An 11,148-nucleotide genomic window follows, 5' to 3' on the forward strand; every position below is an offset into this window, starting at 1 on the left:
AGATTGGCGTGCGTTCGTCAAAGATCAAGGGCTTCGGAGCAGTTGCCGCCGTGGCCGTGCTGGCCCTCGCCGGCTGCGGCAGCTCGGCCGACTCCGGCTCCACCGGGGCCAGCGCCGCACCCGGGGGCATGCAGGTGCCGAACCTCAAGGCCATGGACAAGCTGGGCACGCCGGAGGGCGAGGTCAACGTCCTCGCCTGGCCGGGCTACGTCGAGGACGGCAGCAACGACCCTGCCGTCGACTGGGTGAGCGACTTCGAGAAGTCGTCGGGCTGCAAGGTCAACGTCAAGACCTTCGGCACCTCGGACGAGGCCGTCCAGCTCATGCGCACGGGGCAGTACGACACCGTCTCGGCCTCGGGCGACGCGACCCTGCGCCTCATCGCCGCAGGTGACGTCGAGCCGGTCAACACCTCGCTCGTCACGAACTACCCCGACATCTTCGAGTCGCTCAAGATGAAGCCGTGGAACTCCGTCAACGGCGTCCCCTACGGCATCCCGCACGGTCGTGGGGCCAACCTGCTGATGTACCGCACCGACCTCGTGAAGCCCGCCCCCGACTCGTGGGGTGCCGTCTTCGACAAGGCGGGAGCGCAGGCGGGCAAGGTGACGGCCTACGACTCGCCGATCTACATCGCCGACGCCGCGCTCTACCTCATGGCGACCAAGCCCGAGCTCGGCATCAAGGACCCCTACGCCCTCGACGAGACCCAGCTCGCCGCCGCCGTCGACCTGCTCAAGGCGCAAAAGGCCAATATCAGCGAGTACTGGTCGGACTACCTCAAGGAGGTCCAGGCCTTCAAGAGCGGCTCGTCGACGATCGGGACGACGTGGCAGGTCATCGCCAACGTCGCCAAGGGCGAGAAGGCACCCGTCGAGGCCGTGCTGCCCAAGGAGGGCGCCACCGGCTGGTCGGACACGTGGATGGTCGGCGCGAAGTCGCAGCACAAGACCTGTGCCTACAAGTTCATCGACCACATCGTCTCGCCCAAGGTCAACGCCCAGATCGCCGAGTACTTCGGTGAGGCCCCGGCCAACAAGAAGGCGTGCGCCGAGACGGCCGACAAGAACCACTGCACCGTCTTCCACGCCGAGGACGAGGAGTACTTCTCCAAGGTGCGCTACTGGAACACCCCGATCTCCACGTGCCTCGACGGCCGGACGGACGTCAAGTGCACCGACTACGCGGCGTGGACCAAGGCCTGGACCGAGATCCGCAACAGCTGATCTCGCCGCCCTGACCGGCGGCTCCACTGCACCCACCACTTCACCCACCGACTGATCCAGACCACCGAGGGAGGCGACGCATGAGCCGACGCAGAGGGCTCGCTGCCCTGCTGGGCCCACCACTGCTGTGGCTCGTCGTCGCCTACCTCGGTGCTCTGGCGGTGATCTTCGCGACGGCGTTCTGGACGACCGACCCGTTCACCAACCAGGTCGTGCGCACCTTCACGCTCGAGAACTTCGCCGACCTCTTCTCACCGACCTACCTGCGCATCATCGGCCGGACGCTGCTCATCGCCGCGCTCGTCACGGTGCTCTGCATCGCCATCGCCGTGCCGTTGGCGTTCTTCATGGCGCGCGTGGCGCCGCGGCGGCTGCGGGGGCTGCTCCTCGCGGCAGTGCTCGTGCCGCTCTGGGCGAGCTACCTCGTCAAGGCGTACGCGTGGCGCACGATGGTGCAGCCCGACGGCGTGCTCGACAACGCCTTCGGCGCGACGCCGGGCTACGGCTTCGGTGCCCTCGTGCTGACGCTGACCTACCTCTGGCTGCCCTACATGGTGCTCCCGGTCTACGCCGCCTTCGAGCGGCTGCCCGAGACCCACCTCGAGGCGAGCGCCGACCTCGGGGCCCGTCCCCTCGCGACCTTCCGCCGCGTCGTCGTCCCCGCGCTGCTGCCGGCGATCGCTGCGGGCTCGATCTTCACCTTCTCGCTGTCGCTCGGCGACTACATCGCGGTGCAGATCGTCGGCGGCAAGCTCCAGGTGCTGGGGACGGCCGTGCTGCAGAACATCACCCTCGACCTGCCCTTCGCCGCCGCCCTCGGCACGGTGTCGGCGCTCATCATGGTCCTCTACCTGCTCGCCGTGCGCCGCACGGGCGCGCTCGACAACCTGTGAACCCGACAACCGGCCGGAGGCGGCGATGAGACTCGGACGCGGCGCCAAGATCGCGCTGACCGCCTTTGCCACCGTCGTGTTCACCTTCATCTACGTGCCGATCCTCGTCGTCACGCTCAACTCCTTCAACAGCGACCGCACGTTCGGCTGGCCGCCGCCGGGCTTCACGACGCAGTGGTGGAACCTCGCCCTCCAGGCGCAGGGTCCGCGCGATGCGCTGCTCGTCTCCGTCAAGGCCGGCCTCGGGGCGACGGCGATAGCGCTCGTGCTCGGCACGTTGCTCGCCCTCGCCCTCAGCCGCTTCGACTTCTTCGGCAAGCACGCGATCTCGATCCTCGTCGTCCTGCCGATCGCGCTGCCCGGCATCGTCACCGGTATCGCGCTGCAGTCGGTGATCCAGAACCTCCTCACCCCCGTCTTCGGCATCGGCGCGGGACTCTTCACGATCATCGTCGGCCATGCGACCTTCTGCATCGTCCTCATCTTCAACAACGTGACCGCGCGGCTGCGTCGGATGGGAGGCTCGCTCGAGCAGGCGTCGGCCGACCTCGGAGCGAGGCCGTTCACGACGTTCCGCCGGGTCACCTTTCCCCTGCTGCGCTCGAGCCTGCTGGCCGGGGCACTGCTCGCCTTTGCGCTCAGCTTCGACGAGATCGTCGTCACGACCTTCACGGCCGGGCCCGACAGCCAGACCCTGCCGATCTGGATCTTCAACAACCTCTTCCGGCCCAACCAGGCGCCCGTCGTCAACGTCGTGGCCGTGGTGCTCATCATCGTCTCGATCGTGCCGGTGTGGCTGGCGCAGCGTCTCGCCGGGGCGGACGCCGCTGAGAGCCGCATCTGACCTCGGTCCTCCCGCCACCCCCAGCGGCGGGAGGGCGGCGGGGTCAGGCGGTGCGGCGCGCGGTGAGCAGCAGGTACTCCCAGCCCATGCGCCCGGAGCCGTCCATGTGTTCGCGGGCCAGCTCCGTCAGAGCCGCGTCGAGGGCGGCGACCTTGGCGGGGTCGTCGGCGATGCCGCGATAGGTGACGATCGTCGGCCCGTAGGTGCGCTTGAAGAAGTCGCGGAAGTCCTCTGGCTGGTCGAAATGGACTGTCAGAGAGCGCTTCTCGGTCACGATGTCCTCCACCCGCCCGCCGAGCAGCTCGCGGGTGTGGCTCTCGTCGCCCCACAGCGGCGGGGGCTGGGCCCCGGGAGGCGGCGGTGCGGCATACGGCTTCATCGTGGCGAACATCTGGCCGATGAAGCCTGCCGGCGTCCACGCGACGAGGCCGAGGCGACCCCCGGGGCGCAGCACCCGCACGAGCTCGTCCGCGGCGAGCTGGTGGTGCGGGGCGAACATCACGCCGACGCACGAGGTGACGACGTCGAAGGACCCGTCGCCGAAGGGCAGTGACTCGGCATCGGCGCGGCGCCAGTCGAGCGATGTGCCGGCTTCGCGGGCAAGCCCGCGGCCGATGTCCAGCAGCTCGGGCGCGAGGTCGCAGGCGACGACCTCGGCGCCCGCCTGAGCGGCGGGGATCGCGACGTTGCCCGTGCCGGCAGCGACGTCGAGGACGCGCTGGCCCGGCCCGATGGCGCAGGCGTCGACGAGCACGTGGCCGAGCTCGGGGATGAGCTCCCGGGCGACGGCCGCGTAGTCGCCGAGCGCCCACATCGCGGCGTGCTTCGCCTTGAGGGCCGTGTCGTCGGCCGTCGGCGGGGTCTGGGTCTGTGTGGTCATGCGGGTTTCCTCCCTGGTCCGGGCGACTGTCGGCAGCCCCTCGCTGCCTGCCCGTCGCACCAGCATCCGCCCGCACTCCGGTGCACCCCAGTCCTGAAAGTGGACTGACGCGGTCCAGATCCGAGACCGACAATGAGAGGACCGACAGGAGGTTGACCATGGGCCGACACGATCCCGGCGCCGGGCAGTACTGCCCCGTCTCACGCACGCTCGATGTCGTGGGGGAGCGGTGGACGCTGCTCATCGTGCGTGACCTGCTCGTGGGCACGACGCGCTTCAACGACCTCGCGCGCGGGCTCCCGGGCCTCTCGCGGAGCCTGCTGACGAAGCGGCTGCGGCACCTCGAGCGCGCGGGGGTCGTCACGCGGACGGGCCAGCACTACGTGCTCACGCCGTCGGGCCGCGCCCTCGAGCAGATCGTCTTCGGCATGGCCGAGTGGGGCGCCCGCTTCACGTTCGGTGACCCGGAGCCCGACGAGCTGGACGCCCAGCTGCTCGTCTGGTGGATGCACACGCGCGTCGACACCTCGAGCCTCGAGGGGGAGCGCCACGTCCTGCACGTGCGCTTCGCCGATGACGCGCGCCGCTTCTGGATCCTCGTCGAGCGCGGCGTGCCGTCGGTCTGCATGGCCGACCCGGGCTATCCGGTCGACCTCACGATCTCCTCCGACGTCGCGTCGTTGTATGCCGTGTGGCTCGGCCACGTGCCGCTGCCCGTAGCGCTGCGGGCGGGTCGCGTCACCGTGCAGGGGCCGACGACGGTGACGAGGCGGCTCGACGAGGTGCTCCAGCTGAGTCCCGTCGCGCGCTTCGTCGCGGCCACGGCCTGACTCGGGGCGGCCGCGGTCAGATCGCGCACGCCTCCCGCCGTGGCGAGGTGCAGCAGATCGGGTCCAGCTGGTAGCTCCATCCTTCCTCCACCGCGGTGCCCAGACCGGCAGGCTCAGGCGGTTGCGTCGTCGTCGCGCGTGCGGGGCGTGTCGAGCAGCACCGGGCCTGCGGCCGGGCCGTCGGGGTTCTCGGGGAAGTGGCACGCGACCTGGTGGCCCGGTGCCAGCTCGACGAGCGGGGGCTCGATGGTGCGACAGACCTCCTGCGCCTTCCAGCACCGCGTGTTGAAGCGGCAGGCCGGCGGCGGGTTGATCGGGCTGGGCACGTCGCCGGTGAGCCGGATCCGCTCGCGCTTGGTGCGCCGGCTCGTGTCGGGCACCGGCACGGCTGACATGAGCGCCGTCGTGTAGGGGTGCATCGGGCGGGTGTAGAGCTCGTCGCGTCCGGCGACCTCGACGAGCTTGCCGAGATACATCACGGCCACGCGGTCGGACATGTGACGCACGACCGACAGGTCGTGGGCGATGACGACGTAGGTGAGGTCGAACTCGTTCTGCAGGTCCTCGAGGAGGTTGATGACCTGGGCCTGGATCGACACGTCGAGGGCCGACACCGGCTCGTCGGCGACGATGAGCTTGGGGCGCAGGGCCAGCGACCGGGCGATGCCGATGCGCTGACGCTGGCCGCCCGAGAACTCGTGCGGGTAGCGGTTGTAGTGCTCGGGGCTCAGACCGACGAGCTCGAGCAGATCCTGGACCGAGCGCTTGATGCCCTTCTCGGTCTTGATGTTCTGCAGCTTGAAGGGCGCACCGACGATGGTGCCGACGGTGTGGCGCGGGTTCAGCGAGCCGTAGGGGTCCTGGAAGATCATCTGCACGTCGCGACGCAGCGGGCGCAGCTGCCTCATCGAGATGTGGGTGACGTCCCTGCCCTCGAACTCGAGGAGGCCGTCGGTCGGCTCGATGAGACGGGTCAGCATGCGGCCTGTCGTCGTCTTGCCGCAGCCTGACTCGCCGACGAGCGAGAGGGTCTCGCCCTTGGCCACCTCGAAGTTGAGCCCGTCGACAGCCTGCACCGCACCGACCGTCCGCTGGAGCAGGCCGCGGCGGATCGGAAAGTGCTTGGTCAGGTTGGTCACCCGCAGCAGCGCGTCGCCGCGCGTGGCGGCGGTATCGGGGGAGGGGGCGGTCGACGCCGTCATGAGGGTGCTCCTGAAGTCGTCATGGTCATCACAGCGGTCGTCGTGGGAGTCATCACAGCGTCGGCTTGATGTCGGTCTCCCAGATGGCCGTGCGCTGCTCCGGGGTGAGGTGGCACGCGGCATAGTGCCCGGGCGCCTTCTCCTCGAGCGGCGGCCGCTGGCTCTGGGAGAGTCCCCCGGTGCGATCGGCATACGCGCACCGCGGGTGGAACGGGCAGCCCGACGGGACGTTGATGAGGCTCGGCGGGGCGCCCGGGATGGGCCTCAGGCGGTCGATGCGCGCCCGGTCGAGGCGTGGCATCGAGCTGAGCAGGCCCCACGTGTAGGGGTGCTTCGGCCGCTCGAAGACCTCTTCCGCCGCCGCGTACTCGACCGCCCGGCCGGCATACATCACCATGATGTCGTCGGAGAGTTCGGCGACGACGCCGAGGTCGTGGGTGATGATGATGACGGCCGAGTTGAACTCGCTCTGCAGGTCGCGGACGAGATCGAGGATCTGCGCCTGGACCGTGACGTCGAGCGCGGTGGTCGGCTCGTCGGCGATGAGCAGGTCGGGCGAGCACGAGAGCGCCATCGCGATCATGGCGCGCTGGCGCATACCGCCCGAGAACTGGTGCGGGTAGTCGTCGACGCGGCTGCTCGCCTGGGGGATGCCGACCCGGTCGAGCATCTCGACGGCATGCTTCTTCGCCACCGAGGTGCTGACGTCGTTGTGCATCCGGTAGGCCTCCACGATCTGGTGGCCGACGGTGTAGAAGGGGTGCATCGCCGAGAGCGGGTCCTGGAAGATCATCGCCATCTTCTTGCCGCGCAGCAGTCGCACGGCCTCGGGGCTGGAGCCGACGAGCTCCTGGCCGTCGAGGCGGATCGAGCCGGTCATCTGCACCGTGCCCGGCTTGTGGAGACCCATGATCGCCATGCTCGTCACACTCTTGCCCGAGCCGGACTCGCCGACGATACCGAGGGTCTTGCCGCGACTCAGGTCGAACGACAGGCCGTCGACCGACTTCACCAGGCCGTCGTCGGTCGGGAAGTGGACGCGCAGGTCGCGGACCGACAGGAAGCTGTCGGGCGCCGGCGCGCCGAGTCCGCCGATGCCGTCGAGCGCGTTCACCGTGGCGGCGCTCTTGCGGCGGCGGCGACCTGCGCGGTCGCCGGTCTCGGACGTGTCGGGCTGGGCTGCGACGGACGCCTCGGTGGTGGGCTTGCTGGGCTGGCTCATGCGGTGCGCACTCTCGGGTCGACGACGGCGTAGAGCAGGTCCACAACGAGGTTGGCGATGACGATGAAGAGGGCACCCAGGATCGTCACGCCGAGGACTTTCGGGAGGTCGTTGTTGGCCACGGCCTGCACGGCGTACTGGCCGATGCCGGGGAGGGAGAAGGTGGTCTCTGTGAGAATGGCGCCACCGAGGAGCAGGCCCAGGTCGAGCCCGAAGATGGTGACGATGGGGGTGAGGGCTGCACGCAGACCGTGCCGCACGACGACATCGTGCTCCCTGAGGCCCTTGGCCCGGGCGGTGCGGATGTAGTCCTCGTTCATGGTCTCCAGCATGCCCGCTCGCGTCAGGCGCGCGTAGGCGGCGGCGTAGAGGAAGGCGAGCGTGATCCAGGGAAGCAGCAAATCGTAGGCCCACATGAGCGGGTTCTCCTGGAACGGGGTGTAGGAGCCTCCTGGGGCGGTCCAGCCCAGGCCGTAGCTGAAGATCGACAGGGACAGCAAGCCGGTGAAGAAGATGGGGAGGGAGACGCCGGCGAGGGCCGTGGTCATGGCCGCGCGATCGATGAAGCTACCGCGTTTGAGGGCCGACACGACGCCGGTGGAGATACCGCCGAGCAGCCACAGGAAGGCCGCACCCGCAGCAAGCGACATCGTCACGGGCAGCCGGTCCAGCAGGTCGGGCAGGACGGGATTCTGCGTGATGAAGGAATAGCCCAGGCACGGGGCCGGGCAGTGGTCGTAGCCGGCTCCGGTGTAGTAGTCGCTGCCGGCCACGAGGCCCTTGGCGAAGCGGCCGTACTGCACCCAGATCGGGTCGGTGAAACCGAGGCGGACGGCCGTCTCGTGGATCTGCGCAGCCCCGGCTGACTTGCCGACGTAGCGAGACGCGAGGTCGTCGGCGCTGGCGCCACCGAGGCGGGGGAGGAGGAAGAAGATGGCGAAGACTACTGCCGTGATGATGAACAGCAGCACGACGGCGCTGATGAGTCGCTTGACGAGGTACGCAAACACTGTGGTCGGCAGCCCCACCGGTGGCAGCCGACCATGTGGTCGGCTGCCACCAGGGCCACGCCTTCACCTTCCTTCGGTGGATGGGGTGGGCGGAGCGGGACCGCTTACTTCTTGGACGTGCCCATCGCCGCGTAGTCGTAGAAGTTGTACGCGTCGGTCACGAAGACGTTCGTGAGGTAGTCGGGCCGGTAGATCAGCGCCTTCGGCCACACACCGGGCAGGACGACAGCGTTGTCCATGACGGTCTTGTCGACCTGACCCCAGATCGTCTCTCGCTTGGAGGTGTCGTTCTCGCCGAGCGCCTGGTCGATGAGCTTGTCGACCTCGGGCAGCTTGATACCGAGGTTGGTGTTGCCCGCCGCGCGGATGACGCGGCTGTCGACGATCTGCGACAGGAAGCCGAAGCCGTCGGGCCAGTCAGCGCCCCAGCTCATCACCAGGAGGCCGAGGCCGTTCGCCTTGGCGTAGTCCGGCTTGCCGGCGTACAGCTTGAAGTAGTCGCCGCTCGGGAAGCCCTTGAGGGTGACCTTGATCCCCGCCTTGGCCAGGGACTGCTGCAGCGACTCGGCGACGGCCTTCTCCTTCGGCCGCTCGTTGCGGTAGGCGACGGTCGTCTCGAAGCCGTCGGGCTTTCCGCACTTGGTGAGCTCGGCCTTCGCGGCCTCGGGGTCGCCCTGCGGCTTCGCCTTGAAACCGTACGTATCCATGTCCTGGTGACCCGGGACGACGGTGGGCATCAGGCTGGTGGCGATGTCGGCGCCGATGGAGCCGCCGTAGGCGCGCTGGTAGCCCGTCTTGTCGTAGGCGAGCAGCACAGCCTTGCGGCAGTCGATGTTGTCGAACGGCGCGACGTCGGTGTTGATCTGCGTGTAGTTGCTGCGCGCGGACGTCGGGTTGTCGGTGTTCTTCTTCAGGTCCGGGCTGGCCAGGATCTTGCCCTGGGCGGCCGCCTGCACACCGGTGCCCGCGATGTCGACATCGAGGTCACCCGACATGAGCCGGTTGTCGAGGTCGGCCGCGTTGATGCCGATCTGGACGGTGAGCTTGTCCGGCAGCGCCTTGCGGCCCGAGTCGGGGTCGGTCGCAGGGTCGTAGTTGGGGTTGCGGTCGAGCTCGAGGAGCTTGCCGGACTGGTACGTCGTGAACTTGTACGGACCGCTCGAGATGACGTGCTCCTTGTACTTCGTGCCGGTGTCCTTGGCCTGTGGCACGGGAGCGGTCGACGCGAGCTGCGCGAAGTAGTCGAAGCTGGAGAACGGCTTGTTGAGGTGGAAGACGATGGTCTTGTCGTCCGGCGTCTCGATCGACTTGAGGTTCGCGAGGTCCTTGTCCTTGTAGACCGAGTAGCCCTCGGGGACGTCCTTGAGGAAGTCGTTGAAGTACGTCGGGCCGTTCGGGAAGGTGTCCTTGTCGAGCGAGCGCGCGATGCCGTACTTCACGTCCTTGGACGTGATCGGCGTGCCGTCCTCGTACTTCAGACCGTCGCGGAGCGTGTAGGTCCACGTCTGGTTGTTGTCGCTCGCCTTGCCGAGGGAGGTGGCCATGTCGGGGACGAGCTTGGTGCCCTCACTGCCCGGTGCCGCCTTGAAGACGACGAGAGTGCGCGCATAGTTGCGCAGGAAGTTCCACGACAGACCGTAGTAGGTGTCACCGGGGTCGACGGAGTCCCAGTCGCCCGCAGCGCCGAAGCGAAGCGTGCCGCCCTTGGCATCCGACGGGTTGTAGATCTTGCCGATCGCCGCGTTGGCGCCCCCCGCGGCAGCGCCACCTCCGCTTCCGCCAGAGCTGCCGGTCCCGGTGCCGCTGGTGTTGCTGCCGCCACAGGCGGTCAACCCCAGCGCCAGGGCCATCGCACCTGCGACGGCCATGATGCGCGTTTTCTTCATGTGCTTTGCGCTCCCTTGTGTTTTCAGGTGGTGCATGCGGTCGCAGTGGTCACCGCGTCCGAGGATCGAGGGCGTCACGCAGTCCGTCCCCGAAGAGGTTGAAGGCGAGGACCGTCACGAAGATGGCCATGCCTGCGGGAATCATGAACCAGGGGTCGATCTGGTACCACGTCGCGGCGTCGGACAGCATGCCGCCCCAGGTGGCCCGTGGGGCCTGGACACCGACACCGAGGTAGGACAGTGCCGCCTCGAACAGGATGTTCGTCGGGATGAGAAGGGTCGCGTAGACGAGGATCGGCGCGATGAGGTTGGGCAGCAGGTCCTTGCGCAGGATGTAGGTCGCCCGGGCACCCAGGCTGCGGGAGGCGTCGATGAACTCGCGCTCGCGAAGCGACAGGGTCTGACCGCGGACGATGCGGCCGATGTAGGGCCAGTTGAAGAACCCGATGATGAAGACGATGACGGCGATGCGGAGCGAGTCGCCCTTGAGGCCGAACGCCTGGTCGGGGATGACACCGACGAGGGCGATGGCGAACAGCAGCAGGGGGAAGGCGAGGAAGATGTCCATCAGGCGGCTGATGAAGCTGTCGATTCCGCCGCCGAAGTAGCCCGCGATGATTCCCAGCGTCGTGCCGATGACGACCGAGACCAGAGTGGCGAAGAAGGCGATGAGCAGGGAGATCTGCGAGCCGTAGAGAACGCGACTGAAGAGGTCTCGCCCGTTGACGGGCTCGACCCCGAAGAGGAAGTCCCACGAGACGCCGCCGTAGGGCCCGATCGGGATCTGGGTGTTGGCGTCGACCAGCTCCTGATGGAACTCGTCCGGCGGGTGCCCGAGGAGCCCGACGATGACCGGCGCGAGAATGGCGACGACGACGAGGAAGATGACGAAGATTCCGCCCGCGAGCGCGACCTTGTCGCGCTTGAGGCGCATCCACGCGATCTGGCCGAGAGATCGGCCCTCGATGCGTTTCGCCCCCTCGAGCACGGCCTCCGGAGGGGCCATCGCTCCACCGGGCTCGAGCTCCACGGGTGAACTCACGTGCCGTCACCTCCGGGTGAGATCGGGGCCGAAGGCTGGGGGTCAGCCTCCGATGCGCTGCGGCAGGCGCAACCCTAGGCCCCCCGGCGTCTCCGCGCCCCCATCTTTCTGCG

10 protein-coding genes are annotated in these 11,148 nt (G+C 68.4%); 4 read left to right on the plus strand and 6 right to left on the minus strand.

The window, feature by feature from the left end:
- Positions 1 to 8: 8 nt before the first annotated feature.
- The 3 genes from FBY41_RS10920 (at position 9) to FBY41_RS10930 (ending at position 2,963) form a co-directional block, all read left to right on the plus strand.
- Positions 9 to 1,226 carry an ABC transporter substrate-binding protein gene (locus FBY41_RS10920; protein WP_260439693.1) on the plus strand — a complete coding sequence of 406 codons (1,218 nt, stop codon included), beginning with the start codon at positions 9 to 11 and terminating at the stop codon, positions 1,224 to 1,226.
- Between the two features lie 80 nt (positions 1,227 to 1,306).
- Positions 1,307 to 2,119 carry an ABC transporter permease gene (locus FBY41_RS10925; protein ID WP_141844301.1) on the plus strand — a complete coding sequence of 271 codons (813 nt, stop codon included), beginning with the start codon at positions 1,307 to 1,309 and terminating at the stop codon, positions 2,117 to 2,119.
- Between the two features lie 25 nt (positions 2,120 to 2,144).
- Entirely contained in the window at positions 2,145 to 2,963 is an 819-nt protein-coding gene (locus FBY41_RS10930) for an ABC transporter permease (RefSeq protein ID WP_141844303.1), read from the plus strand.
- Between the two features lie 43 nt (positions 2,964 to 3,006).
- Here the strand turns inward: FBY41_RS10930 and FBY41_RS10935 are convergent, their stop codons facing one another.
- Positions 3,007 to 3,843 (minus strand): class I SAM-dependent methyltransferase, encoded by an 837-nt coding sequence (locus FBY41_RS10935; protein ID WP_141844305.1) that lies wholly within the window; start codon positions 3,841 to 3,843, stop codon positions 3,007 to 3,009.
- Positions 3,844 to 4,001: 158 nt separating this feature from the next.
- On the opposite strand from FBY41_RS10935, the gene FBY41_RS10940 reads away from it, so the two are divergent.
- Positions 4,002 to 4,673, plus strand: a complete 672-nt coding sequence (locus FBY41_RS10940) for a winged helix-turn-helix transcriptional regulator (RefSeq protein ID WP_141844308.1) — start codon at positions 4,002 to 4,004, stop codon at positions 4,671 to 4,673.
- A 113-nt stretch (positions 4,674 to 4,786) separates the two neighbouring features.
- Here FBY41_RS10940 and FBY41_RS10945 read toward each other — a convergent pair whose 3' ends face one another.
- From FBY41_RS10945 to FBY41_RS10965, 5 genes are all read right to left on the minus strand, one after another.
- Entirely contained in the window at positions 4,787 to 5,875 is a 1,089-nt protein-coding gene (locus FBY41_RS10945; protein ID WP_141844310.1) for an ABC transporter ATP-binding protein, read from the minus strand.
- Between the two features lie 52 nt (positions 5,876 to 5,927).
- On the minus strand, positions 5,928 to 7,097 hold the full coding sequence (locus FBY41_RS10950) for an ABC transporter ATP-binding protein (protein WP_141844312.1): 1,170 nt from the start codon (positions 7,095 to 7,097) through the stop codon (positions 5,928 to 5,930).
- The gene (locus tag FBY41_RS10955; RefSeq protein WP_260439694.1) at positions 7,094 to 8,125 is read right to left on the minus strand and encodes an ABC transporter permease; all 1,032 of its coding nucleotides are present in this window, start codon (positions 8,123 to 8,125) and stop codon (positions 7,094 to 7,096) included. The genes FBY41_RS10950 and FBY41_RS10955 overlap by 4 nt, the downstream gene beginning before the upstream one ends.
- An 86-nt stretch (positions 8,126 to 8,211) precedes the next feature.
- Entirely contained in the window at positions 8,212 to 9,993 is a 1,782-nt protein-coding gene (locus FBY41_RS10960) for an ABC transporter substrate-binding protein (protein ID WP_141844314.1), read from the minus strand.
- Between the two features lie 49 nt (positions 9,994 to 10,042).
- A complete protein-coding gene (locus FBY41_RS10965) occupies positions 10,043 to 11,035 on the minus strand; it encodes an ABC transporter permease (RefSeq protein ID WP_141844315.1) in 993 nt (330 codons plus the stop codon).
- Between the last annotated feature and the right edge of the window lie 113 nt (positions 11,036 to 11,148).

The sequence above is a fragment of the Humibacillus xanthopallidus genome (genome assembly GCF_006716675.1).
GTDB lineage: Bacteria > Actinomycetota > Actinomycetes > Actinomycetales > Dermatophilaceae > Humibacillus > Humibacillus xanthopallidus_B.

Excerpts from the sequence above, each read along its gene's own strand:
- FBY41_RS10935 (WP_141844305.1), bottom strand. The coding sequence starts at position 3,843 with ATGACCACACAGACCCAGACCCCGCCGACGGCCGACGACACGGCCCTC.
- FBY41_RS10945 (WP_141844310.1), bottom strand. The coding sequence starts at position 5,875 with ATGACGGCGTCGACCGCCCCCTCCCCCGATACCGCCGCCACGCGCGGC.
- FBY41_RS10960 (WP_141844314.1), bottom strand. The coding sequence starts at position 9,993 with ATGAAGAAAACGCGCATCATGGCCGTCGCAGGTGCGATGGCCCTGGCG.
- FBY41_RS10940 (WP_141844308.1), top strand. The coding sequence starts at position 4,002 with ATGGGCCGACACGATCCCGGCGCCGGGCAGTACTGCCCCGTCTCACGC.
- FBY41_RS10925 (WP_141844301.1), top strand. The coding sequence starts at position 1,307 with ATGAGCCGACGCAGAGGGCTCGCTGCCCTGCTGGGCCCACCACTGCTG.
- FBY41_RS10950 (WP_141844312.1), bottom strand. The coding sequence starts at position 7,097 with ATGAGCCAGCCCAGCAAGCCCACCACCGAGGCGTCCGTCGCAGCCCAG.
- FBY41_RS10930 (WP_141844303.1), top strand. The coding sequence starts at position 2,145 with ATGAGACTCGGACGCGGCGCCAAGATCGCGCTGACCGCCTTTGCCACC.